Consider the following 23585-nt stretch of genomic DNA (forward strand, 5'->3'; position numbering starts at 1 on the left):
AGGCGAGCCTTTGATACGTCAGCCTGACAATTGTTATGCCAGTGCCGGTTCTTTGGCTTCTTCCAGGTGCTTCATCAGGGTTTCTGGGGACGAAACTCCATAGGGGTCTTCTGGGCAGTTGTCCATCAGTCCGGGCTCTTCGAACCAAGCTTCGACCACACCATCCTTTACGATGGCAGCGTAGCGCCACGAACGCATGCCAAAGCCCAAGTTTTCCTTGTCGACCAGCATGCCCATTTTGCGGGTAAATTCGCCCGAACCGTCAGGGATGACTTTGACGTTTTTAAGGCCCTGATCCTGTGCCCATTTGTTCATGACAAAGCTGTCATTCACGGACATGCAGTAGATTTCATCGATGCCCTTGGCAGCGAAATCGGCATACCCGTTTTCGAAACCGGGCAGTTGAAAGGTAGAGCATGTGGGTGTGAAAGCACCGGGCAGGGAAAACAGGATGACGCGCTTGCCTGCGAAGTAATCCGCGGTTGTTTTGTCTTCCCAACGGAACGGGTTGGATCCTTCGATTGCTTCGTCGCGGACACGGGTGTGGAAGGTAACGGAAGGCAGTTTTGCGCCGGTTTTCATCTACGGGCTCCTGTGATTCACATTAGAATTAATGGTGACTTAAAACAGTTCTAAACCGCCTTCAACGCCAGAAATGCTGCATTTGCGATATAACTTTAAGTAACAGTAAACATAAGATAAATCCTGCTACTATGTTTGAAGCGCGGCGCGGCTTCTTCGGTTGCAAACCTGCTATGCATGGCGGGTATGCCCGGGTGGCATAGTCTGCGCGGGCGTATTATGTTAGGGCAAAGCAAATTGACCCAAAGTCAGGAAAGCCAGCCGTGCGTGATCTGAAGATCCCAGAACAACGTCATCCCGAAAAAGCGCATCGTCCAGACAATGCGCAGCCTAAGAAGCCCAAGTGGATACGCGTCAAGGCCCCCGGCGGAAAGGGTTATGCCGAGACGCACAAGATCATGCGTGAAAATAATCTGGTCACTGTCTGTGAAGAGGCCGGATGCCCAAATGTTGGCGAATGCTGGAGCCAGGGCCACGCCACCATGATGATCATGGGCGAGATCTGCACGCGCGGCTGTACCTTCTGTAACATTGCGACAGGACGTCCGGACTCGTTGGATGCGTTTGAACCGGGGCGCGTGGCGTATGCGGTTGAAAAGCTGGGTTTGAACCACGTCGTGATCACATCTGTTGACCGCGATGATCTGAAGGACGGCGGTGCCGATCATTTCGCACAGACGATACGCGCGGTGCGGCACCGGTCGCCGAAGACGACCATTGAAATCCTGACACCTGATTTCCTGAAATGTGACTCTTCCGTTCTTGAAACTGTCGTCGAGGCCAAGCCGGACGTGTTCAACCACAATCTGGAAACCGTACCCGGTCTGTACCTCGAAGTGCGTCCCGGTGCGCGTTATTTCCACTCGCTGCGGCTGTTGCAGCGCGTCAAAGAGCTGGACCCGTCTATTTTCACCAAATCGGGAATCATGGTCGGCTTGGGTGAGAATGAGCAAGAAGTTCGGCAGGTCATGGATGACATGCGAGCCGCCGATATCGACTTTCTAACCATCGGTCAGTATCTGCAGCCCACGCCCAAACACCATGGTGTGGATCGGTTCGTGACGCCGGAAGAATTCGCATCCTACGAAAAGGCTGCTTATGGCAAAGGGTTCCTGATGGTGTCCGCGACACCTCTGACCCGGTCGTCCTATCACGCGGGGGATGACTTTGCCCGGTTGCGTGAGGCTCGCCAGAAAAAGCTGGAACAGGGGTGACACCCGAAGCGCACGCGCGGCTGACACGCCTGCGCCACGACCTGCATCAATATCCCGAACTTTCCGGGCAGGAGCGCGAAACCGCTGCCCGCATGACAGAGCTGTTGCAGGGAATCGGCGCGGACCGTGTGCTTACCGGACTGGGGGGGCATGGCGTTGCCGCGGTTTTTGACAGTGGGCAGGCTGGGCCAACAGTTGGTATCCGGTGCGAGTTGGACGGGCTGCCGATTCAAGAACTTGGCACGCACCCCTATGTGTCAAAGGTTCCGGGCAAAGGGCAACTGTGTGGCCATGATGGGCACATGGCGATGGTGCTTGGCGTTGCCGAAGACTTGGCGCGCCACCGCCCCCAAAAGGGTCGGGTGGTATTGATCTTTCAACCGGCTGAGGAAACCGGGCAGGGCGCTATCGCCTTTCGCGCGGACCCCCAATTCGCGCAAATCGCGCTGGACTATGTGTTCTCTTTGCACAACCTGCCGGGGTTGGAACTTGGTGCAGTTGAGTTGTGTCAGGGTTCGGCCAATTGCGCCTCGCGCGGGATGAAAATTATCCTGACCGGCAAGACATCCCATGCGGCTGCGCCTCAGGATGGGATTTCCCCGGCTGAGGCGATGTCCGAACTGGTTTCGAAGCTGGCGGGTTTAGGCGCAGGCGGCGCGTTGGATGCCGATTTTGCGCTGACAACTGTGACGCATGCTCGTTTGGGAGAGCCGACTTTCGGCGTCGCTCCGGGGCAGGCCGAGATCTGGGTGACCTTGCGCACCGTTTCAGACGCCCGGATGCAAACGCTGATCACCGAGGCCGAGGCGCTGGCGCGCCGCGCTGCATCCGCCGACAGTCTGGGTTTTGAGATCACCTATGACGATGTCTTCGAGGCCTGCGTCAATCACAGCGACGCGGTGAGCATCATCGCAACAGCCTGCGCCGAGCGTGGAGTGCCGTGCCATTTAACAAAGACGCCGCAAAAATTCTCGGAAGATTTTGGGCAATTTGGGAAAGGCGCGAAAACGGCCATGTTTTGGCTTGGGTCGGGGCAGGATCATCCGCAATTGCATAACCCTGACTATGATTTCCCAGACGCACTTATCCCGGTAGGAGTAGACGTATTTGTTGCCGCAATTCGATCACTTAATGGCTGAAACTTCAGTTTACGAGATCGCTCACTATTCCAACGGCATCAATGACTGTCTTAGTGTCATCTGATATTGACAGGATTTCGTCATCCACGCGGATATATCGCTGACCGGCGGGTAGGGGTTTCAACTTCCAGCCGTCCAGGTCATCAAGATAGTCAAAATTCAGATCGTTAGGGATTTTCTGACCTCGCGTATAACGCTTGATCTGTCCAGGCGGTACACCAACGCCATTATTGGTCTTTATCGACTTTTCGATTTTCGACTTGTCTGGGCCTTTCCCTTTGCCCTTGTTGTCTTTTGCGTCCGCAAGACCAACCGTTGCGGCGACTGCGCAAGTCGCCAGAAGCCCAATAGACATTACTTTCATAAGCAGAATCCTCCCAAGATGATCGGAGGGTAATCTGTTGTTGAGGGCGTTGTCCAATGGTATTCATTTAAGTGAATACAAGGGTGCGCAGCTACTTTGACGATTGGAAACTGGGTTTGTTTTTGCCCCTCTCAGTCTTCGACAAAACGAACCTTACCAATAAACGGCAAGTTGCGATTGCGCTGCGCGTAGTCGATCCCGTAACCCACAACAAATTCGTCCGGAATTTCAAAGCCGATCCAATCGGAACGGAAATCGACCTCGCGCCGGCTGGGTTTGTCCAGCAAGGCAATGGACTTAAGTCGGCTTGGCTTGCGGCTGCGCAAGAGTTTTGTAACGTGGTTCAGCGTGTGGCCCGTGTCGACGATATCCTCGACCGCTAAAACATCGCGCCCTTCAATCGCACCGCGCAAGTCCTTGAGAATGCGTACTTCCCGGCTGCTTTCCATCGCGTCTCCATACGAGGATACTTCGAGGAAATCGACTTCGATCGGCAGGTCCAGCTCGCGCACCAGATCCGCGATGAAGACGAAACTGCCGCGCAGCAGGCCGACCACGATCAGCTTGTCGGTATCTCCGAATTCTGCCGTGATTTCGCGGCATAATTCCTCGATTCGGGCTGCAATCGCCTTGGCCGAGATCATCGTATCTATCACATATGCGCGGTCGCTCATCGCTGCCCCCTTGATCTTTGGCGCGCAACATACGACATGACGCGCCATTGTCACCTGAAAAACCGGACGCCATGCCTACTCATTCGGAAACACGTCACCTTCCTTACACTGCTCAGCAGATGTACGAGCTGGTCGCGGACGTGGCAAAGTATCCCGAGTTTCTGCCGTGGTGCGCAGCCGCCCGCATTCGTCGGACCTATGCGGCGGGCGAGGCGCAGGTCATGGAGGCAGACTTGGTGATCTCGTTCAAAGTGTTTCGCGAACGGTTCGGCAGCCGAGTGACATTGTTTGCCGATCAGAAAAGAATCGACACCGAATATCTGGACGGCCCATTCAAATACATGAAATCCGACTGGCAGTTCGCTGACGCCGACGATGGCGGATGCAACATCACGTTCCACGTGGATTTCGAATTCAAGAACGCGATCCTTCAAGGGATCATCGGCGTGGTCTTCAACGAGGCCATGCATCGGATCGTTCAAGCCTTTGAGACCCGCGCGAAGGACTTGTACAGCTAGGTCTTTACCCCAGGTTGGCGGTCGCTAGACTGCGCCCATGACCGATTTCACCACATCACTGGCAGCCTTCGCGGCGGGGCCAATTACGACGACTTTGCAGACGCGGGTCGTTACGTCTCTTTCTGTTTTGGACTGGATTGCTGTCGGGCGTGCCGGAGTTGATGAGCCTGTTTCCCGGACAGTGCGCGACCTTGTGCTTGGCGAGGGGGGGGCGGAACAAGCGCGCCTTTTTGGTGGAGGAGGGGCGCCCCTGCGCGGTGCTGCATGGGTAAATGGTACCGTGTCGCATGCCCTGGACTATGACGACACGCATTTCGCCCATATCGGGCATCCATCGGTTGCCGTCCTTCCAGCGGCGCTGGCCATAAGCGAGTGGGACGACCGTATTCTGGTCGATTTCCTTGAGGCCGCGCTGGTTGGGATGGAGACGTCCATTCGGATCGGCCTCTGGCTGGGGCGCGATCACTATCAGGCGGGCTTTCACCAGACAGCAACGTCTGGCGCGTTTGGTGCAGCTGTCGCTGCAGGGCGCATACTGGGATTCGACGTCGAACAGATGCGAAAAGTTCTGGGCCTGACGGCGACTCGGGCGGCCGGTCTAAAGGCGCAATTCGGAACGATGGGTAAGCCTTATAACGCGGGTCTGGCGGCCTCTGCCGGGATTGAGGCAGCTTTGTTGGTGGCATCGGGATTCGATCCCAATTCAGACGCGCTGGAAGGGTCTTATGGATTTGGCGCGACACATAAAGGACAATCAGACATTGCAGCCTCATTGGATGGGCTGGGTGCGGAATGGCTTTTTGAAAGCGTCAGTCACAAGTTTCATGCCTGTTGCCACGGATTGCACGCCGCGCTTGAGGCTGCACGCGACCTGGATATCGCCGAACCGGAAGTCGCCGAGATCAAGATCAAGACGCATCCAAGGTGGATGAGTGTCTGCAACCAGACTTCCCCGACAACTGGCCTTGGTGCCAAGTTCTCATATCGGACGGTGCTTGCGATGCAGGCTCTTGGCTATGATACGGCCCTGCCGGGCAGCTATTCGGACAAGACATGCGCCGACCCGCGACTGGTATCCTTGCGGGACCGAGTCTCTGTCGAAGAGGATGACAGTTTGTCAGAAACGCAGGCGCAGCTGACCTTGTTGCGCCGGGATGGGGCAAGGCGCGAGGCCACGCATGACCTGTTGGCCCCGATGACCCTGTCGGACCGTGAGGACCGCGTGCGCGGCAAAGCCAACAAGCTGATTGGAGCAGAGGACGCGGACGCGATCTGGTCGATGCTTCGCACCGGAGGCCGCGTCCGCGATTTGTCTGCTTTGCTGGCGGGTTAAGTCACGCGCCAGTGTAGCGGGAAACCCGGTTCAAACACTGTGACCGGACCATCTTCGCAGTCGATCTTGTCCGGGTATTCCACCGGTTCGCCTTTGGTCAGGGTGATGGTTTCCTCATTCACCGGAAGGCGATAGAAGGCCGGGCCGTTCAGAGACACAAAGCCTTCCAGCTTATCCAAAGCGCCCTCGCGGTCAAACATCTCGGCCACAAGTGACATTGTATTGGTCGCCGTGAAACATCCCGCACACCCGCAGGCCATTTCCTTGTTGGCGTCGGTGTGGGGTGCGCTGTCAGTACCCAGGAAATACCGCGCATCGCCCGAGGTTGCAGCCGCCAGCAGAGCCAGTCGATGTTCTTCACGCTTGGCGACAGGCAGGCAATAGTAATGCGGCTTGATTCCACCAACGAGGATATGGTTGCGGTTGATAATCAGGTGGTGTGCCGTGATCGTTGCACCCAGATCCTTGTTATTGGATTTGACGTAATCGACACCGTTCGCGGTCGTGATGTGCTCCATCACCACACGCAGTCCGGGAGTGGCCTTGCGGATCGGATCCAGAACACGGTCGATGAATACAGCTTCGCGGTCAAAAATGTCGATCTCGGCGTCGGTGACCTCACCATGTACGCACAAGGGCAGGCCAATCTCGGCCATCTTCTCCAGCACCGGACGCACTTTGTCGAAATCCTGCACGCCTGAGGCAGAGTTGGTCGTTGCGCCCGCCGGGTACAGTTTGACCGCTTTGACCAGACCGCTGGCATTGGCTGCTGCCATATCATCGGGGTCCGTATCCTCGGTCAGGTACAGGGTCATCAACGGCTCGAACGTCATGCCTTCAGGCAGCGCGGCCAATATGCGGTCGCGATAGGCGGCGGCCTGATCGCCGCGCACGACGGGCGGCACAAGGTTCGGCATGATGATCGCGCGGGCGAAATGACGCGTGGTTTCGGGCAGGACGGCCTGCAACATCGCGCCATCGCGCAGGTGCAGATGCCAGTCGTCGGGGCGGCGGATCGTGAGGGTATCGGTCATGGCCTTCCGCTAGCACAGCGGACCCGGCGGTGAAAGACCTTCAATTCGGTCCCAGACCTTGTCAATCAGTCCGATCGTCGTAAGTCCCGGAAAGAACACGGCCTTGACGCGCGCGAGCGCCCATGACCTGTTGTGCCAAGGGAGAGATCGAAACATGACACAGCCAGATTCCATCGACGCCGTTCAATCCATGTTGGGTTCACAGGGCTATGTCTGCGGGCGTGCGCTGGCGACGGTGGTGTTCCTGTCCCTGAAACTGGGCCGACCACTGTTTCTGGAAGGTGAGGCCGGGGTAGGCAAGACCGAGATCGCCAAGGCCCTTGCCGCCGGTCTGAACCGGTGCCTGATCAGGTTGCAATGTTACGAAGGTCTGGATGCCTCTTCCGCTGTTTATGAATGGAACTTTCCGGCGCAGATGGTGGCGATCCGCACGGCCGAAGCCTCGGGCGGGGCGGATCGGGGGACATTGCAGACCGAGCTGTTCTCGGACGAGTACCTGATCGAACGCCCGCTGCTGCAGGCGATGCGCCCGGATGAAAACGGCGCGCCGGTCCTGCTGATCGATGAGTTGGACCGCACGGATGAACCTTTCGAGGCTTTCCTGCTTGAGGCGCTCAGCGATTTTCAGGTCACGATTCCTGAACTGGGCACGGTCAAAGCACCGGAGCCGCCCATCGTTATCGTCACCTCGAACCGCACACGTGAGGTGCACGATGCACTAAAAAGACGCTGCCTCTATCATTGGGTCGACTACCCCGATTTCGACCGAGAAATCGAAATCCTGCACGCGCGCGCGCCGGAAGCTGCCGAAGCGCTTAGTCGTGAGGTCGTGGCCTTTGTTCAGCATCTACGCACCGAAGACCTGTTCAAGAAACCGGGTGTGGCTGAGACGATAGATTGGGCCAAATGCCTGCTTGCGCTGGACGTCATCAACCTCAGCCCCGAAGTGATCGGAGACACCCTGGGTGCGATCTTGAAATACCAGGACGACATCCAGAAATTGCAGGGGTCCGAGGCGAAACGAATACTGGATCAAGCCAAAGCGTCGCTGGAACCAGCCTGATGGCTGAACAGCTTCCGATCGACATTCCGGACAACCCCAAGCTGGCGCAAAATATCACCCATTTCGCACGCGCGTTGCGTAAGGCCGGGCTGCCGATTGGGACGGGTCGAGTGGTGGATGCTATTCGCGCGGTTCAGGCGGCGGGGTTCACGGAAAAACAGGATTTCTACTGGACATTGCACGCCTGTTTTGTGAACCGCCCGGAACACCGCACTGTATTTGCGCAGGTCTTTCGCCTCTATTGGCGTGACCCCCGATATCTTGAGCACATGATGTCCATGATGCTGCCTGCCATTCGCGGCGTACAGGAAGAACGCAAGGCTGACGCGGCCGAAAAGCGCGCGGCCGAGGCGTTGTTGGACGGGGTTGAACGTGATCTGCCCGAGGTGGCTGAGCAGGAAGAAGAATCCGAGTTAGAGATCGACGCCTCGCAAACGGCGTCCTCCGAGGAACGTCTGCGCAGTCTGGACTTTGAGCAGATGAGCACCGCCGAGATCGCGCAAGCTAAGCGCATGCTGTCGCGGCTTGCTCTGCCGGTGAAGCCAATAGAATCCAGACGCGGTCAGGCCAGCCATCTGGGGCATCGCATTGATCGGGCGCGGACATTGCGCGCCGCGATGCGACAGGGTGGTGAGTTGCGCGATATTGCCAAGCTCAAGCCCAAACCTCGATGGCCCAATCTTGTCGTGCTTTGCGATATTTCGGGGTCAATGAGCCAATACAGTCGGGTCGTCCTGCATTTCCTTCATGCCGTTTCGAATGCCAAAGGGGCAGGCTGGGCCAAGGTTCATGCGTTTACGTTCGGGACGCGCCTGACAAACATCACTCGCCATCTGCAGCAACGAGATGTGGATGCCGCACTGGCCTCTGCCGGGGCCGAGGCGCAGGATTGGGAAGGGGGGACGCGGATTGGCGAATGCCTTCATGCGTTCAACCGCGACTGGTCGCGGCGGGTCATGGGGCAGGGTGCTGTGGTCCTATTGATCTCGGACGGGCTGGATCGGGGTGACCCCGAGGCGTTGGGTAAAGAGACGGAGCGATTGCACCTGTCCGCACGACGCCTGATTTGGTTGAACCCATTACTGCGTTGGGACGGGTTTGCACCCAAAGCGCAGGGCGTCGCGGCCATGCTGCCCCATGTTGACAGCTTCCGCGCCGGCCATTCGATTGCGTCGCTCGAAGATCTGGCCAATGTCATCTCGAAACCCGATGACGTGGGTGAGAAAGCGCGGTTGTTGTCCGCGCTTTCCTACTGAGTATCAGCTTAGCTGTTCTTCGTTGCACTTGCGGGCCATTTCCATGGCTTTGTATGTGCCGGTCAGATCAACGGTGAAGGCAAATTCCTTTTCCGGGAACACAACCATGACCTTTTGCTTGGCGAGGTCATCGGCGAATTGGGGATCGTCGGACAGGACGTAACCACCTGAGTAACCCTTGGTGATGTTGCCCTTCATACCGGTTGCTTCACCAACATAGATGTTGTCGCCCAGCAGTACCGCGACAGCTTCTTTTTCACCGCGCTTGATGTCGGTCTTGGCCTTGGTGAAGACGCCAACATAGCCCACGCCACGATCTTCGGTCAGTCCCATCTGAACGACGTTTTCAGCGTCATCAACCGCTTCGATCAGGCAGGATTTCTTGTCCTCGTCAATAAATACTTTCCAACCTTCAACCTCGCCATAACGCAGGAACGTGTCTGCGGATGCAACGCTTGCGGTGAACAGGCCAAGTGCCATTCCGAGTGTAAAAATGCGTTTCAACTCTCTGTCTCCATTGTCAAAAATTAATATGCGCATACTGGAATGCAGCAGCTACGCATGTAGGCTAGATTCTGGGCCGGGTGCAATCAATGATTTGTGGGCTGCTTGGCAATCTGGGCTTGTATACGCCGATACAATTCTGAGTTTAACAGACAGGTCGAACATCCGGTATTCGCCTTAAGGCTTACTTTTCATTGCGCCAAACCTGCCTATGTTGGTTCAGAACACGCCGGGAGGGTGCAATGGACAGATTCGACAACAGCCCAGAGACGGCCCTTAAATGGCATTCCGAGGGTAACCCAACCGCTCTGGCCACGGTGGTTGAAACCTGGGGCAGCGCGCCGCGCCGCGTCGGTGCACAGTTGGTGATCGCCGCAGACGGGCGGATCGAAGGGTCGGTATCCGGCGGCTGTGTCGAAGGCGCGGTCATCGTCGAAGCGCTTGAGGCGATGGACGAAGGTGAGGCACGTCTGTTGGAATTTGGTGTCAGTGACGAGGATGCATTTGCCGTGGGTTTGGCCTGCGGAGGAACGATCCGTGTTTTAGTGGAACCTGTCGGTTCGGTCCTGCCAGAATCCATGTTGCGAGATCTGGTCAAAGCCCGCGCACAGCGGGAACCGGTGGCCTATGAAGTTAATACCGAGACCGGTCATCGGGCTTTACGCCGCAAAGCCTATTCAAACCGAATGCGCATGGACCGATCAGGTTTTGAGGAGGACGGGCAGACATTTGTTGCAGTCCACAACCCTCCGCTGCGATTGATAATAGTGGGGGCAGTGCACATTGCGCAGGCTCTGGTTCCGATGGCCCGGATCGCCGGATATGATCCGGCCATCATCGACCCGCGCGATGCCTTTGCCTCTGGTGCCCGATTCCCGGGCGAAACCATCCTGACTGATTGGCCGGACGAGGCGGTCGCCAAGCTGGGCATGGATACGCGAACCGCTGTTGTCTTGCTGACGCATGACCCCAAATTGGACGACCCGGCTTTGGAGTCTGCCTTGAAGGCGGGCGTGTTTTATATCGGCGCTCTGGGGTCCACGCGTACGCATGCCAAGCGGGTTGCTCGCATGAAAGAAGCGGGTTTTACGGACGAACAGATTGCCCAGATCCACGGACCGATTGGATTGGACATCGGCGCGGCGGATCCGTCCGAGATCGCGGTGGCCATCCTCGCCCAGATGACGGCCGTGCTGCGGGGCAAGGCGTGAAATTCGGTCCCGTTCCTGTCGCCGAGGCCACCGGCGCGATCCTTGCACACTCCGTCCAGGTTCAGGATGCCAAGTTGCGCAAAGGATTGCTGCTGACTGCCGAACATGCGGCTCATCTGGGTGCAGCTGGATATGATGAGGTCACGGTTGCGCAGCTTGAGCCCGGCGATTGCCACGAGGACGAGGCTGCTGAAATGTTGGCCGCTGCACTTGCGCCTGATCCAGATGCCGCCGGATTACGGGTAACGCAGCCGTTTACCGGGCGCGTGAACCTGCTGGCCGACGGGCCGGGTGTTGTCGAATTGGACGTTGCGGCCCTGCAGGAGTTCAACTGCGTCAACCCGATGATCACAGTAGCGACCGTGCCGCAATATCAACAGATGGGCCCGGGTGGGATGGTCGCCACGATCAAGGTGATATCCTACGCCGTTCCAAAGAATGACGTCGTGCAGGCCGCTGGTCTGGCTAGGGCCTCGATTCGTCTGGTGGCACCGGTACATAAAACGGCAGGGCTGATCGTAACGGATATTCCCGGAGGTCCCCCCAACGAAAAGGGGATCGCCGCCATTCGCGGCCGGGTAGAAACCCTTGGCATGGACCTCAGCGATGTACGGATCGTTCCACACAAAGCCGAACCGCTGTCGCAGGCTATTTCAGAGGCTGCCGGTGACATTGTGATGATCCTGACCGGCTCTGCGACATCTGATGTTTTTGATGTTGCACCTCAGGCCGTGCGGGCGGCTGGCGGTCAGGTGGATAGGTTCGGCATGCCAGTCGATCCCGGTAATCTGCTGTTTCTTGGATCACTCGGCCCAAGGCCAGTAATCGGATTGCCCGGATGCGCCCGTTCGCCTGCATTGAACGGCGCGGATTGGGTCCTGTCGCGGGTTGCTTGCGGCATCGAAACAACCGGCGCGGACATTGCTGGGATGGGGGTTGGCGGGCTGTTGAAAGAAATCCCGACGCGGCCGCAACCACGCGCGTCGCGCAAAAGGTGATGTGGCAGATTTTAGCTTTTCTTCTTAGGCGGCTGAGATAGAAAAGACGACCCCTACGAACGTCGGATATTGGCGCTAAATATTTTTGTTCTCAAACAAATTTTCCCGTGTTTAACTCGGCGACAGCGATAAAAGCCAATAGGGGAGGATCTTATGACCAAGGTCTCAATGACCGTGAACGGTAAGACCGTGAGCGGTGAGGTGGAAGGGCGGACGTTGTTGTCCGGTTTTCTACGCGAGAATCTCAATCTCACTGGCACTCATGTGGGTTGCGATACAGCGCAATGCGGCGCGTGTGTTGTTCATGTGAACGGCGAGGCCGTGAAGTCCTGCAATATGCTGGCGCTTGAGGCAGACGGGGCTGATGTGGGCACGATCGAAGGCCAGGCTAACCAAGATGGCTCGCTGAACGTGATTCAGCAGGCATTTCAGGACCATCACGGCCTGCAATGCGGTTTCTGCACACCGGGAATGGTCATGAGTGCTGCAGCACTGCTGAAAGAAAACCCGCGCCCGACCGAGGCCGAGGTGCGCAAGTATCTGGAAGGCAACCTGTGCCGTTGCACCGGCTACCACAACATTGTCAAGGCGATCATGGCCGCATCTGGTCAGGACGTCAGCAGCATCGCTGCCGAATGATGCCGCTGCGGGCGTCCGATGAAGCGCCCGTGGGAAGACATAGGATGCACAGCATCCGTTTATGGGAGGAGAACAAGCAATGCCCAAAGACAGTGGCATCGGAGCCAGTTCCAAGCGGCGCGAAGACGTACGCTTTCTGACGGGAGCGGGCAATTATACCGACGACATCAACGTACATGGCCAGGCCTATGTACATTTCCTACGGTCCGACATCGCGCATGGACGGATCAAATCCCTGGACACTTCGGCGGCCGAAGCTATGCCGGGCGTAGTCAAGGTCTTCACCGGCAAGGATTTCGAAGGCGTGGGCGGGATGCCCTGCGGTTGGGAAGTGACCGACAAGCATGGCGCGCCGATGCAGGAGCCGCCGCACCCCATTTTGGCACAAGGCAAGGTGCGCCATGTGGGCGACCCGATTGCGGCCGTTGTGGCAGACAGCCTCGAACAGGCCCGTGATGCGGCCGAGGCGATCGATCTGGACATCGAAGAACTGCCGGCTGTCATGAACATGAAAGCTGCTGCTCAGGATGGGTCGACGCTGGTTCACGACGATCTGAAGAACAACATCTGCTATGATTGGCAATTGGGTGAGACGGACGACGCCAAGGTCGATGAGGTCTTTGCCAATGCAGCCCACGTAACGACGCTGGATCTGGTCAACAACCGTCTCGTCGCCAACCCGATGGAGCCGCGCGTGGCGGTGGGTGAGTACAAGCGTGGTACGGACGAATACACGCTCTTCACCACGTCGCAAAACCCGCATGTGATCCGTCTGCTGATGTGTGCTTTTGTTCTGGGCCTGCCCGAACATAAAGTGCGCGTGGTGGCCCCGGATGTGGGTGGTGGTTTTGGAACCAAGATTTTCCACTATGCGGAAGAAGCGTTCTGCACCTTTGCCGCCAAGGCCTGCAATCGCCCGGTCAAGTGGACCTCAAGCAGGTCCGAGGCGTTCATGTCCGATGCCCATGGCCGCGACCATGTCAGCAAGATCGAACTGGCGCTGGATGCAGACAACAACTTCATCGGTCTGCGCACGAACACATACGCCAATCTGGGTGCGTATCTGTCGACCTTCTCCAGCTCGGTTCCGACCTGGCTGCACGGTACCTTGATGGCAGGTAACTACAAGACACCGGTCATTCAGGTGAATGTGAAGGCGATGTTCACCAACACGGTTCCGGTGGACGCCTATCGTGGCGCTGGCCGTCCCGAGGCGACTTATCAGCTGGAACGTGTCGTGGATAAAGCTGCACGCGAGTTGGGTGTTGATCCGATTGCCCTGCGCCGTCAGAACTTTATCACTCAGTTCCCCTATGACACTCCGGTCGCACTGACCTATGACACCGGGGATTACAACGGGACGATGGACAAGCTTGAGGTCGCTGCCGATCTGGCGGGTTTCGCCGCGCGTCGGGCCGAAAGCGAAGCTAACGGCAAGCTGCGTGGTCTGGGCATCAATTGCTATATCGAGGCCTGCGGTATCGCGCCTTCGAACATCGTCGGCATGTTGGGGGCCCGCGCGGGTCTTTATGATGCCGCAACTGTTCGGGTGAACGCCACCGGTTCGATAAGCGTCATGGTGGGCGCACACAGCCACGGGCAGGGGCATGAGACAGCCTTCCCGCAGGTTGTGGCCGATATGATCGGTATCGACGAGTCGATGGTCGAGATCGTGCATGGCGACACCTCAAAGATCCCGTTTGGCATGGGCACCTATGGCTCGCGCTCGTTGGCCGTTTGTGGTTCGGCCATGGTCAAAGCGACCGAGAAGGTAATCGAGAAGGCCAAGAAGATCGCCGCCCACCTGCTGGAAGCTTCCGAGGCGGATATTGAACTGAAAGACGGTCAGTTTAGCGTCGCGGGCACCGACAAGTCGGTAGCCTGGGGCGATGTAACCCTGACGGCTTACGTACCGCACAATTATCCGCTGGAAGTTGAACCCGGGTTGGAGGAGACCGCGTTTTACGACCCGGCCAATTTCACTTACCCGGCCGGTGCATACGCGTGCGAGGTCGAGGTTGACCCAGAGACCGGTCAGGTGACCGTCGAGGCTTTCAACGCCGCAGATGACTTTGGCAACATCGTCAATCCTATGATTGTCGACGGTCAGGTCCATGGCGGCATTGGTCAGGGCATAGGGCAGGCTTTGCTGGAGAATTGTGCCTATGATGAAAACGGTCAGTTGCTGAGCGCGTCTTTCATGGATTATGCGATGCCGCGCGCGGATGACGTGCCTTTCTATGGTGTCGATCATTCCAGCCAGACGCCCTGTACGCATAACCCGTTGGGTGTGAAGGGCTGCGGTGAAGCCGGTGCAATTGGCTCGCCGCCGGCGGTGGTCAATGCGGTGCTGGATGCGCTGAACTCGGGCGGCAAGGCGGTCGATCACATCGATATGCCGGTGAGCCCGTCACGTGTCTGGGCGGCGATGAACAGCTGATTGGTCGGGTGGCCTGGGGGCTCTGCCCCCAGACCCTCGGGATATTTTTAGCCAGATGAAGGGCGGATCCGCGCCTTTCGGAAAGGAAAGCGAAATGTACAATTTCGAGTTTGAAAAGCCCTCGACCGTTGCTGACGCCGTTTCGGCGCTGGGTGGCGAGGATGCACAGGCGTTGGGGGGCGGCCAGACGCTGATCCCAACGCTGAAACAGCGATTGGCAGCGCCGTCTACGCTGGTGTCGCTGGGTGGGATTCCCGACATGCAGGGGGTCTGCATCGAGGATGACGGGTCGGTCGCCATTGGTGGCGCAACAACCCACGCAACGGTGGCGTCAGAGGCCGCCGGCAGCTATCCGGCGCTGGCCGCACTGGCTGGGCAGATCGGCGATCCAGCGGTGCGCAATCGAGGAACAATCGGTGGCTCACTGGCCAACAATGATCCGGCAGCGTGCTATCCGGCGGGCGCTTTGGGATCAGGTGCGACGATCATCACCAATACGCGCCAAATCGCAGCGGATGATTTCTTCGAGGGTTTGTTCAGTACAGCCTTGGAGGAAGGTGAGATCATCACCACGGTCAATTTCCCGGTGCCACAAGCGGCCAGCTATCAGAAGTTCCTGCAACCCGCATCGCGCTTTGCGCTGGTCGGAGTGTATCTGGCACGTTTCGCCGACGGTGTTCGCGTTTCGGTAACAGGGGCCAGTGAGGATGGTGTGTTCCGCTGGTCCGAGGCAGAGGAAGCCCTGAACAAGGAGTTTCGGCAGGATGCATTGACCGGGCTGAGCATCAATCCCGCGAACATGATTGCCGATTTGCACGGCAGCAAGGCGTACCGCGCGCATCTGGTCAGTGTCATGACCAAGCGGGCCATTGAAGCCTGCATGTAAGCTCAAAACTATCAAAAAAGCCCCGGACCTTATGGCCGGGGCTTTTTCTATGTCCGCCTTATTCTGGGCGGCTGGGATGGTTGCCAGTATGCGCCTGTGTCTTCTCGGGACTTTTGGTAATTGTCCACGCGATCGCGCGCGACGTCTCCGCCCGATTGAAACAGGTGACCCAGTAGGCATTCCAGAACCACCATGGCCCCGGCATAGTTTGAGAAGTGGTGCAGAGATCGCGTGCTGATGGGGAAAACCACGTCAGGCTCGATCCCGGGTGCGATCACTTCGCTGTCGGCAATCAGGATGAGCGGCACATTCATGCGTCGCGCCAATCGCATTGATTGGATGGTGTCGGCGGAATAGGGATGGACGGTGATTGCAATCAGGCAATCGTTGGGGCTTGCGTCCAACAGATCATCTGCCGCGGACCCCATGTGGCGCGGAACAAGTTGCAGACCGGGGTGTGCCATGCGTCCGGCATAAGAAAAATAGTATGACAGGGCATAGCTGGCGCGGGTGGCGGTGACAAAGCACCTGTCAGAAGACGTCATAATTTCAACGGCGCGCTTGACGCGTTCAGGGTTCATTAACCGCAGGGATCGCATGACGACGTTCTGTGCATTCTGGGCAAATTTTGCCTGGGCAGCGCTGAATGAATCACCGTCTTGCATGTCGGCAAGCCAACTTTGGCTCAGATGATCCTCACCATCTGTGACCAACGCATCGCGGAACGGAGCGCGCAGGCCGTCGAAGCGGTCATATTCCATCCGATCCGCCAGCCGGACTAGAACGTTCGAGCTCACGCCGATTTTTGCTGCGGTTTCTCGAATTGAGTCCAGCCCGAAATCTCCGGGATGGTCGAGGATGTATTTTGCCGCCATCTGCAATCCGGGAGGCAACTGGTCAATCTGCTGTCGCAGAGCTTCGGTAAGCTGGCTCAAAGACTTGGTCATCCGCGAAAGAAAACAAATGTTATGAAAGATGTAAATTGAAAACGCGCCTAAGGTCCTTAACTGGGTTAAAAGTTGAAAAGGGTGCTCTTATGTCCAAAACACTGCCGCAATCGCATTCGCCCTATGTTCTGGTGGCGCCGAACGGTGCCCGGAGGGGGCATGCGGATCACGTTCAGCTTCCGGTGTCGGTGCAGGAGATCGTATCGACTGCACAAAGCTGTTTTCGGGCCGGTGCAGATGGGATCCACCTGCATGTGCGCGATGAACAGGGGCAGCATTCTCTGGATGCCGGGCGTTATCTTGAGACGATGTCCGAGTTGCGTCGTGCCGTGCCTGAAATGGACATTCAGATTACTACCGAGGCGGCGGGTATCTTTGATGTCCCGGCCCAATTGCACTGTTTGCAGCACGTAAAGCCAAAATGGGCTTCGATCTCGGTCCGGGAAATCGCGCGCGCGCCGGACCTCGCGGATAATGTTTACGGTCTGTGTGCCGAGCAGGGAACGCGCGTTCAGCATATTCTCTATGACGATGCAGATGCTGCGTTTCTGGCAGACTGGCAGGCCCGCGGGATCGTCCGCGACGGGCAAACTGATCGGCTGTTGGTTCTGGGGCGTTACACCACGGGGCAGGAATCTGCACCGGAAGACCTTGATCACTTTCGGCAAACCCACTCCGGTTGGATGGTCTGTGCATTCGGAAAGCAGGAACATGCTTGCCTAAAAACGGCTGCGGACCGTGGCGGGGATGTGCGGGTTGGATTTGAAAACAGTTTGACCGACCAGGACGGAAGTGCCTGGGCGAACAACGCAGCGTCGGTTTCGGCGCTGGTCGCGGTTTTGAAAGGACCTCAGCAATGAGCCACGTTTTTCCTCGTCATACCAAATCGAACCTGCCGGTCGCCGTTGGTGGCGACGGGTGTTACCTGATCGACGATCAGGGGCAGCGCTATCTGGATTGTGGTGACGCTGCGGTGTCGTGCCTCGGGCATTCGAACCCGGCGGTTGTCGAAGCCGTGCAGCGGCAGGTCGAACAGATCGCTTTTGCACATACCGGTTTCATGACATCCGAACCTGCCGAAGCACTGGCCGATCTGTTGGTGGAACATGCTCCTGATGGTCTGGACCGTGTGTATTTCGTCTCAGGCGGATCCGAGGCGACCGAGGCGGCGATGAAACTCGCGCGGCAGTACTTTCTTGAAATTGGCCAGCCCGAGCGTCGCCGGGTGATCGCGCGGCGGCAGAGCTATCACGGGAACACTTTGGGCGCGTTGTCGGCTGGAGGTAACGAATGGCGGCGCGCGCAGTTTGCTCCGATGCTGATCGAGATGACACATATCGCGCCCTGTTTCGAATACGCTGAAAAGCCGGATGCCGAGAGCAGTTTTGACTACGGCCAGCGCGTCGCGAATGAGTTGGAGGCCGAGATCCTTCGCTTGGGTCCTGAAACGGTTATGGCTTTCATGGCGGAACCCGTTGTGGGCGCAACGCTGGGCGCGGTTCCTGCCGTTGAGGGGTATTTCCAGCGTATTCGCCAGATCTGTGACCAATATGGCGTTTTGTTGATTCTTGATGAAGTCATGTGTGGCATGGGGCGGACCGGGCATTTGTTTGCCTGCGATCATGATGGGATTTCGCCGGACATTCTGTGCATCGCCAAAGGGTTGGGTGCTGGATACCAACCGATTGGTGCGATGATGTGCACCGGGAAGATCTATGATGCAATCCGCGACGGGTCCGGGTTCTTTCAGCATGGTCACACCTATATTGGTCACCCGGTTGCGACAGCAGCGGCCCTGGCTGTTGTCACCGAACTGACCGCGCGCGCGTTGCCCGCGCGCGCCAGCGTGATGGGCGATAAGCTGCAAGAGGCATTTCAGGCCGAATTCGGTCAGCATCCAAATGTCGGCGATATCCGCGGCAGGGGCCTTTTCCGCGGGCTGGAGTTGGTGGCTGACCGCGAAACAAAAACGCCGTTTGATCCGGCTCACGGCGTTGCGGGTAAAATCAAGAAAGCCGCCTTGGCCGAGGGGCTGATCTGCTATCCCATGTCCGGTACGCGGGATGGTCGGGTTGGGGATCATATCCTGCTGGCCCCGCCGTTCATCATTGAAGACGCGCAGATAGACGAGCTTGTGGGCAAACTTAGTCGGGCGATCTCGACCGCGATCCCCGGCTGAAGCGCCGCTTGGCCTGTACGATAGAACCAACAAAAAACCCTGTCAGAGCTGATCTGACAGGGTTTCAAATTCGATATGCACAGGGATTTATTTCTGTGGCAGCGGACCGATCAGCATGATCATCTGACGGCCTTCCATCTTTGGCATGTTTTCAACCTTGCCGACCTCTTTGGTGTCGGCCGCAACACGTTCCAACAGTTCACGACCCAGATTTTGGTGCGCCATTTCACGGCCGCGGAAACGCAGGGTCACTTTGACCTTGTCCCCATTTTCAAGAAACTTGAACACATTCCGCATTTTCACGTCGTAATCATGAGTGTCAGTGTTGGGTCGGAATTTGACCTCTTTGATCTCAATGATCTTCTGTTTTTTGCGGGCTTCGGCTTCGCGTTTCTGCGTCTCGTATTTGAACTTACCGAAGTCCATGATTTTGCAGACCGGCGGGTTTGCGTTGGGCGAAATTTCGACCAGATCAAGACCGGCATCAACTGCCATCTGCATGGCTTTGGCGGGATGAACCACCCCGACATTTTCACCTTCAGCGCCAATCAGACGGATTTCGGGGGCACGGATCTTATCATTGACGCGGGGGCCGGTGTCTCTTTGCGGCGGCGCGTTGTGAGGTCTGCGGGCTATGGGTTCATTCCTTTGATGATTGCAGAAATTCAAGGCCGGAATTTAGACTGGCCTGCACGCCGATTCAAGCGGCATAAGTGCAGGCCAGCCCGAAAAATCGGGGTTTGTCAGAGGTTTTTCGCCAGTCCGGGGCCAAATGCCCCGGATCCGGTGCATCGGGTTAACCAACAAAGGCTTTTTCGATGACAAATTCTTTGGGTTCGGAATTGGCACCTTCGCGCAGGTCGAACTCTTCCAGAATCTTTTTGATGTCCAGGTTGAAGGCCAAAGACCCGCAGACCATCGCACGGTCGGTTTCCGGTTTGATACCGCCTTCGATGCCCAGATCAGCAAAAACCGTGCCGTCTTTCAGCAATTCGGTGATGCGGCCCATCTTGGGGCTCTCTTCCCGTGTGGTGGTTGGATAATAGCGGATTTTGTCGGCAAAGCCTTCGCCCATCAGCTCGGCCAGCATCTCATCCTGGCGGATGCTTTCGATCAGCTGACGGCCATATTCCAATTCACCCACTTCGCGGCAAGTATGGGTGATGATGACCTCGTCGTAATCCTCATAGGTCTGCGGTTCGCGCAGCAAGGACGCGAAGGGCGCAAAACCGGTTCCGGTGGCAAAGAACCACAGGCGTTTTCCAGGCAGCAGCGCGTCATGCACCAGCGTGCCAACAGGCTTGGGGCGCAGGATGATCTGATCACCCGGTTTGATGTGCTGCAGTTTCGATGTCAGCGGGCCGTCCTGTACCTTGATCGAGTAGAACTCCAACTCTTCGTCCCACGAAGGCGAGGCGATGGAATACGCGCGCAGCAACGGCTTGCCGTTGTCGCCCAGCAGGCCGATCATCACGAACTCGCCCGAACGGAACCGCAGCGAGGCGGGACGCGACACCTTGAAGGAAAACAGGCTGTCGGTCCAATGTTTGACGTCTGTTACGGTCTGTGCGTCCGGAAGGACGGGGGCCTTGACGGCGGTTACTTCGGTCACGGGTTTCATCTCTGTCATCGTTTCACTATCGGCTGGGTAAACCGACATCTCCGTTTAATCTTTGATCCAAGTCAGGAAAAGGGGCTAAATGCCCCTTTGAAGTCACAAGCTGGCGATTGGCTATCTTAGCCGCGCAGGCGGGCCTGATAGTTGTGGTCTTTCCAATCGGCGCGGGCCAGCCACTGATCTTCGGGCTGGCGGTTGGCAAGCGCGTCGTCGATTTCGACCTCATCGAATCCGCTGCGGCGCGCCATGGCATATTGGTCAGCCAGAACATGGCCTCTGGCCCGCAAACGACCGGTGTAGCCTTTTAGGCGCAACACGCGGGCGATGGTAAAGCCGCGACCATCCGCCGAAGACGGGAAGTCCACACGGACCATCCGGGCGCTGCCCAGGCGGTCGACAAGCTCATCGGGGTCAGTATCCGACGCCACGTCGAGCGCAACCACATCATTGGCTGCGTCCTCAAGCGTGACAAAGCCATCTGTCCAGTCGTCGGGGGCGAACCCCTCATCCGTTACGATTACGTTCATGTTTTCTCTCCAGCGCGCACCATCTTGCCGTCGACAAAATGGATGCCGCATTCTTCTTTGTTCTGATCGCGCCAGCGTCCGGCACGGGGGTCTTCGCCTTCTTTGACCGGCGAGGTGCAGGGCGCACAACCGATCGAGGGGTAACCTTTGGCCACCAGCGGATGCCGGGGCAGGTTGTTTTCATCCATATAGGCGCGCACGTCTTCGGGCGCCCAATGGGCCAGCGGGTTTACCTTGATCCGACCGGTGCCGTCTTCGACCTCAAAGAAGTCAAGCGCGGCGCGTGTGCCAGACTGAAACCGCTTCCGACCCGAGATCCAGCCGTCATAGCCCGCCAAAGCACGCTGCAGCGGGAAGGTTTTGCGCAGGTTGCAGCAGGCATCCGTGTCGCTCAGGCGCAAGGCACCGTATGGGTCTTCGCGCTGAACATCCTCATCATCTGCGCGGATGATGTGAACGTTCTTCAGGCCAAGCCGATCTGAAACGTCCTGCTGATATTCCAGCGTTTCGGTGAACAGCATCTGCGTGTCCACAAACAGGACCGGCGTGGCTTTGTCGACCACGGCTGCCATGTGCAACAACACCACCGATTCCGCCCCAAAGCTGGAGACCAAAGCAAGCTCTTCGATTGCCTCCAACGCGCCATGCATGACGTCATGGGCACTGTGGTGGCGGAACTGGGTGTTCAGCTCTTCGACCTTTTCGGTCAGCTCAGCGCGGTCGGCCCCCAGTTCCGTCTGGATCAGGTCAAGCGGCATTGGCCTGCGCCTCGGGGTAAAGCGCCGCTTTAAACGGTGCCATGCCGACGCGGCGATAGGTTTCCAGGAACGTTTCTTCGGCGCTGTCACGCTGTTCCAGATAAGTGTCTACGATGCGCTCAACGGCTGGCACGATCTCATCATAGGCAAAGCCCGGTCCGGTGCGGTCGCCAACGGCGGCTGTTTCGGTCGCGTCACCACCCAGAGTGATCTGGTAGTTCTCGACGCCTGCGCGATCCAGACCCAGGATGCCGATGTGTCCCACGTGGTGGTGACCACATGCGTTGATGCAGCCCGAGATCTTGATCTTCAGGTGACCGATATCATGCTCAAGCTTCAGATCATCGAAACGGGTCGCGATTTCCTGTGCTACCGGGATCGAACGGGCTGTCGCCAGCGCGCAGTAATCCATGCCGGGGCAGGCGATGATGTCGCTGATCAGGCCGATATTGGCGGTGGCCAACTCATGCTCTTTCAGACGAGCGTGGATCGCGGGCAGGTCCGACTTGTGGACATGCGGCAGGATCACGTTCTGCTCGTGGCTGATACGCAGCTCGTCATAAGCGAACTCTTCGGCCAGATCGGCCATCACGCGCATCTGCTCAGCAGTCGCATCACCCGGTGTCTGGCCGTGCTTTTTGATCGAGATCGTGACGATTGCATGGTCCGCGTTCTTGTGCGGCGCGATGTTGGTGTCGACCCACGACCGGAAGACCGGATCGTTGGTGTAGGCGCTTTCGAACGACGCGACCGAGGCTTCTCGGAAGGTTGGCGGGGCAAAGTGGCCCTTGATCTCTTCCAGCAGGTTCATGTCCGCGCCTTTGAACTGCGGGCGGACCTGCAGGAAACGCTCGTTGACCTTGGCGCGGATTGCGTCGATGCCATGCTCATGCACGGTGATCTTGATGCGGGCTTTGTACTTGTTGTCACGGCGCCCGATTTGGTTCCAGACCGAAACGGTGGCTTCAAGATAGGCCAGCAGGTCGTCAAAAGCGACGAATTCGGACAGTTCTTTACCGATCATCGGCGTACGGCCCAGGCCACCACCCACGATAACGCGGGCACCCAGAACGCCGTCACGCTCAACCAGTTGCAGGCCGATGTCATGCGCCTTGATCACGGCGCGGTCGTTTTCCGATCCGGTGATGGCGATCTTAAACTTACGCGGCATGAACTGGAATTCTGGGTGGTCGGTCGACCACTGGCGCAACAGTTCGGCATAGGGGCGCGGGTCTGCGACCTCATCCGCGGCGGCACCAGCGAAATGGTCGGCGGTCACGTTGCGGATGGTGTTGCCCGAGGTCTGGATAGCGTGCATGCCAACCTCAGCCAGCGCGTCCAGCATATCGGGCACGTCGTTCAGTTTCGGCCAGTTATACTGAATGTTCTGACGGGTCGTGAAGTGGCCATAACCTTTGTCCCACTTCTCGGCCAGCAGGGCTAGCTGACGCATCTGAGCGCTAGAGAGCGTTCCATATGGAATGGCAACCCGCAGCATATAGGCGTGCAGCTGCAGATACAGGCCGTTCATCAGGCGCAGCGGTTTGAATTCATCTTCGGTCAACGAGCCGTCAATGCGGCGCTCGACCTGCGCGCGGAACTGCGCGTTACGTTCTGCCAAAAATGCTGTGTCGAACTCGGAGTAGCGATACATGATTAGCTGTCCTTAGTTGCAGCCCCGAACCTTGGGGCCTTGAGAAG

At 57.7% G+C, this 23585-nt stretch carries 24 protein-coding genes; 13 read left to right on the top strand and 11 right to left on the bottom strand.

What is annotated here, in order from left to right:
• Positions 1-33: 33 nt before the first annotated feature.
• On the bottom strand, positions 34-582 hold the full coding sequence (locus AC2FIO_RS01830) for a peroxiredoxin (RefSeq protein WP_496695307.1): 549 nt from the start codon (positions 580-582) through the stop codon (positions 34-36).
• Positions 583-845: 263 nt separating this feature from the next.
• On the opposite strand from AC2FIO_RS01830, the gene lipA reads away from it, so the two are divergent.
• Together lipA and AC2FIO_RS01840 are read left to right on the top strand one after the other, a co-directional pair.
• Positions 846-1796 carry a lipoyl synthase gene (gene lipA / locus AC2FIO_RS01835; RefSeq protein ID WP_496695309.1) on the top strand — a complete coding sequence of 317 codons (951 nt, stop codon included), beginning with the start codon at positions 846-848 and terminating at the stop codon, positions 1794-1796.
• Complete coding sequence (locus AC2FIO_RS01840) at positions 1793-2935, top strand: amidohydrolase (protein WP_496695311.1); 1143 nt, start codon at positions 1793-1795, stop codon at positions 2933-2935. Before lipA ends, AC2FIO_RS01840 begins: the two co-directional genes overlap by 4 nt.
• A 4-nt stretch (positions 2936-2939) precedes the next feature.
• On the opposite strand, the gene AC2FIO_RS01845 is transcribed toward AC2FIO_RS01840, so the two are convergent.
• Positions 2940-3299: a hypothetical protein gene (locus AC2FIO_RS01845; RefSeq protein WP_496695312.1), complete on the bottom strand. Its 360-nt coding sequence runs from the start codon at positions 3297-3299 to the stop codon at positions 2940-2942.
• A gap of 131 nt (positions 3300-3430) precedes the next feature.
• Entirely contained in the window at positions 3431-3973 is a 543-nt protein-coding gene (gene hpt / locus AC2FIO_RS01850) for a hypoxanthine phosphoribosyltransferase (protein WP_058271886.1), read from the bottom strand.
• A 71-nt stretch (positions 3974-4044) separates the two neighbouring features.
• On the opposite strand from hpt, the gene AC2FIO_RS01855 reads away from it, so the two are divergent.
• Positions 4045-4491, top strand: coding sequence for a type II toxin-antitoxin system RatA family toxin (locus AC2FIO_RS01855; protein ID WP_058271887.1), 447 nt, complete (start codon positions 4045-4047; stop codon positions 4489-4491).
• Positions 4492-4528: 37 nt separating this feature from the next.
• The gene (locus tag AC2FIO_RS01860) at positions 4529-5824 is read left to right on the top strand and encodes an MmgE/PrpD family protein (protein WP_496695314.1); all 1296 of its coding nucleotides are present in this window, start codon (positions 4529-4531) and stop codon (positions 5822-5824) included.
• Here the strand turns inward: AC2FIO_RS01860 and pyrC are convergent.
• On the bottom strand, positions 5821-6858 hold the full coding sequence (gene pyrC / locus AC2FIO_RS01865; protein WP_496695316.1) for a dihydroorotase: 1038 nt from the start codon (positions 6856-6858) through the stop codon (positions 5821-5823). The genes AC2FIO_RS01860 and pyrC overlap by 4 nt on opposite strands.
• 154 nt (positions 6859-7012) lie before the next feature.
• Here pyrC and AC2FIO_RS01870 point away from each other — a divergent pair, with 154 nt between their 5' ends.
• Together AC2FIO_RS01870 and AC2FIO_RS01875 are read left to right on the top strand one after the other, a co-directional pair.
• Positions 7013-7921: an AAA family ATPase gene (locus tag AC2FIO_RS01870; RefSeq protein WP_496695317.1), complete on the top strand. Its 909-nt coding sequence runs from the start codon at positions 7013-7015 to the stop codon at positions 7919-7921.
• Positions 7921-9177, top strand: a complete 1257-nt coding sequence (locus AC2FIO_RS01875; protein WP_496695318.1) for a vWA domain-containing protein — start codon at positions 7921-7923, stop codon at positions 9175-9177. The genes AC2FIO_RS01870 and AC2FIO_RS01875 overlap by 1 nt, the downstream gene beginning before the upstream one ends.
• A gap of 3 nt (positions 9178-9180) precedes the next feature.
• Here the strand turns inward: AC2FIO_RS01875 and AC2FIO_RS01880 are convergent, their stop codons facing one another.
• Positions 9181-9681: a hypothetical protein gene (locus tag AC2FIO_RS01880; RefSeq protein ID WP_082637106.1), complete on the bottom strand. Its 501-nt coding sequence runs from the start codon at positions 9679-9681 to the stop codon at positions 9181-9183.
• Between the two features lie 242 nt (positions 9682-9923).
• Here AC2FIO_RS01880 and AC2FIO_RS01885 point away from each other — a divergent pair, with 242 nt between their 5' ends.
• From AC2FIO_RS01885 to AC2FIO_RS01905, 5 genes are all read left to right on the top strand, one after another.
• Positions 9924-10892, top strand: coding sequence for an XdhC family protein (locus tag AC2FIO_RS01885; protein WP_282168408.1), 969 nt, complete (start codon positions 9924-9926; stop codon positions 10890-10892).
• The gene (locus AC2FIO_RS01890) at positions 10889-11890 is read left to right on the top strand and encodes a molybdopterin-binding protein (protein ID WP_496695320.1); all 1002 of its coding nucleotides are present in this window, start codon (positions 10889-10891) and stop codon (positions 11888-11890) included. Before AC2FIO_RS01885 ends, AC2FIO_RS01890 begins: the two co-directional genes overlap by 4 nt.
• 153 nt (positions 11891-12043) lie before the next feature.
• On the top strand, positions 12044-12529 hold the full coding sequence (locus tag AC2FIO_RS01895; protein ID WP_109311614.1) for a (2Fe-2S)-binding protein: 486 nt from the start codon (positions 12044-12046) through the stop codon (positions 12527-12529).
• 79 nt (positions 12530-12608) lie between these two features.
• On the top strand, positions 12609-14969 hold the full coding sequence (locus AC2FIO_RS01900) for a xanthine dehydrogenase family protein molybdopterin-binding subunit (protein ID WP_496695322.1): 2361 nt from the start codon (positions 12609-12611) through the stop codon (positions 14967-14969).
• 94 nt (positions 14970-15063) lie between these two features.
• Positions 15064-15855: an FAD binding domain-containing protein gene (locus AC2FIO_RS01905; RefSeq protein ID WP_496695323.1), complete on the top strand. Its 792-nt coding sequence runs from the start codon at positions 15064-15066 to the stop codon at positions 15853-15855.
• Positions 15856-15902: 47 nt separating this feature from the next.
• Here AC2FIO_RS01905 and AC2FIO_RS01910 read toward each other — a convergent pair whose 3' ends face one another.
• Positions 15903-16802 (bottom strand): MurR/RpiR family transcriptional regulator, encoded by a 900-nt coding sequence (locus AC2FIO_RS01910; RefSeq protein ID WP_496695325.1) that lies wholly within the window; start codon positions 16800-16802, stop codon positions 15903-15905.
• 89 nt (positions 16803-16891) lie between these two features.
• Between AC2FIO_RS01910 and AC2FIO_RS01915 the strand changes: the two genes are divergently transcribed.
• Together AC2FIO_RS01915 and AC2FIO_RS01920 are read left to right on the top strand one after the other, a co-directional pair.
• Entirely contained in the window at positions 16892-17662 is a 771-nt protein-coding gene (locus AC2FIO_RS01915) for a beta-keto acid cleavage family enzyme (RefSeq protein ID WP_496695327.1), read from the top strand.
• Positions 17659-18981, top strand: coding sequence for an aspartate aminotransferase family protein (locus AC2FIO_RS01920; protein WP_496695329.1), 1323 nt, complete (start codon positions 17659-17661; stop codon positions 18979-18981). The genes AC2FIO_RS01915 and AC2FIO_RS01920 overlap by 4 nt, the downstream gene beginning before the upstream one ends.
• A gap of 87 nt (positions 18982-19068) precedes the next feature.
• Here the strand turns inward: AC2FIO_RS01920 and infC are convergent, their stop codons facing one another.
• From infC to AC2FIO_RS01945, 5 genes are all read right to left on the bottom strand, one after another.
• Positions 19069-19650, bottom strand: coding sequence for a translation initiation factor IF-3 (infC, locus tag AC2FIO_RS01925; protein WP_496695331.1), 582 nt, complete (start codon positions 19648-19650; stop codon positions 19069-19071).
• Positions 19651-19777: 127 nt separating this feature from the next.
• On the bottom strand, positions 19778-20611 hold the full coding sequence (locus AC2FIO_RS01930; RefSeq protein WP_058271890.1) for a ferredoxin--NADP reductase: 834 nt from the start codon (positions 20609-20611) through the stop codon (positions 19778-19780).
• A gap of 107 nt (positions 20612-20718) precedes the next feature.
• Positions 20719-21126 (bottom strand): DUF934 domain-containing protein, encoded by a 408-nt coding sequence (locus AC2FIO_RS01935; protein WP_170557552.1) that lies wholly within the window; start codon positions 21124-21126, stop codon positions 20719-20721.
• Positions 21123-21884, bottom strand: a complete 762-nt coding sequence (locus tag AC2FIO_RS01940; protein ID WP_282118555.1) for a phosphoadenylyl-sulfate reductase — start codon at positions 21882-21884, stop codon at positions 21123-21125. Before AC2FIO_RS01940 ends, AC2FIO_RS01935 begins: the two co-directional genes overlap by 4 nt.
• A complete protein-coding gene (locus AC2FIO_RS01945; RefSeq protein WP_282118554.1) occupies positions 21874-23538 on the bottom strand; it encodes a nitrite/sulfite reductase in 1665 nt (554 codons plus the stop codon). The genes AC2FIO_RS01940 and AC2FIO_RS01945 overlap by 11 nt, the downstream gene beginning before the upstream one ends.
• Positions 23539-23585 lie beyond the last annotated feature (47 nt).

Source organism: Ruegeria sp. CDSB086 (genome assembly GCF_059611065.1).

Bases quoted from the DNA above. Each gene is read 5' to 3' on its own strand.
- AC2FIO_RS01905 (WP_496695323.1), top strand. From the start codon at position 15,064: ATGTACAATTTCGAGTTTGAAAAGCCCTCGACCGTTGCTGACGCCGTT.
- AC2FIO_RS01895 (WP_109311614.1), top strand. From the start codon at position 12,044: ATGACCAAGGTCTCAATGACCGTGAACGGTAAGACCGTGAGCGGTGAG.
- AC2FIO_RS01855 (WP_058271887.1), top strand. From the start codon at position 4,045: ATGCCTACTCATTCGGAAACACGTCACCTTCCTTACACTGCTCAGCAG.
- AC2FIO_RS01885 (WP_282168408.1), top strand. From the start codon at position 9,924: ATGGACAGATTCGACAACAGCCCAGAGACGGCCCTTAAATGGCATTCC.
- AC2FIO_RS01875 (WP_496695318.1), top strand. From the start codon at position 7,921: ATGGCTGAACAGCTTCCGATCGACATTCCGGACAACCCCAAGCTGGCG.
- AC2FIO_RS01900 (WP_496695322.1), top strand. From the start codon at position 12,609: ATGCCCAAAGACAGTGGCATCGGAGCCAGTTCCAAGCGGCGCGAAGAC.
- pyrC (WP_496695316.1), bottom strand. From the start codon at position 6,858: ATGACCGATACCCTCACGATCCGCCGCCCCGACGACTGGCATCTGCAC.
- AC2FIO_RS01945 (WP_282118554.1), bottom strand. From the start codon at position 23,538: ATGTATCGCTACTCCGAGTTCGACACAGCATTTTTGGCAGAACGTAAC.
- AC2FIO_RS01930 (WP_058271890.1), bottom strand. From the start codon at position 20,611: ATGACAGAGATGAAACCCGTGACCGAAGTAACCGCCGTCAAGGCCCCC.
- AC2FIO_RS01920 (WP_496695329.1), top strand. From the start codon at position 17,659: ATGAGCCACGTTTTTCCTCGTCATACCAAATCGAACCTGCCGGTCGCC.
- AC2FIO_RS01935 (WP_170557552.1), bottom strand. From the start codon at position 21,126: ATGAACGTAATCGTAACGGATGAGGGGTTCGCCCCCGACGACTGGACA.
- AC2FIO_RS01830 (WP_496695307.1), bottom strand. From the start codon at position 582: ATGAAAACCGGCGCAAAACTGCCTTCCGTTACCTTCCACACCCGTGTC.
- hpt (WP_058271886.1), bottom strand. From the start codon at position 3,973: ATGAGCGACCGCGCATATGTGATAGATACGATGATCTCGGCCAAGGCG.
- AC2FIO_RS01910 (WP_496695325.1), bottom strand. From the start codon at position 16,802: ATGACCAAGTCTTTGAGCCAGCTTACCGAAGCTCTGCGACAGCAGATT.
- AC2FIO_RS01915 (WP_496695327.1), top strand. From the start codon at position 16,892: ATGTCCAAAACACTGCCGCAATCGCATTCGCCCTATGTTCTGGTGGCG.
- AC2FIO_RS01845 (WP_496695312.1), bottom strand. From the start codon at position 3,299: ATGAAAGTAATGTCTATTGGGCTTCTGGCGACTTGCGCAGTCGCCGCA.
- AC2FIO_RS01870 (WP_496695317.1), top strand. From the start codon at position 7,013: ATGACACAGCCAGATTCCATCGACGCCGTTCAATCCATGTTGGGTTCA.
- AC2FIO_RS01940 (WP_282118555.1), bottom strand. From the start codon at position 21,884: ATGCCGCTTGACCTGATCCAGACGGAACTGGGGGCCGACCGCGCTGAG.
- AC2FIO_RS01860 (WP_496695314.1), top strand. From the start codon at position 4,529: ATGACCGATTTCACCACATCACTGGCAGCCTTCGCGGCGGGGCCAATT.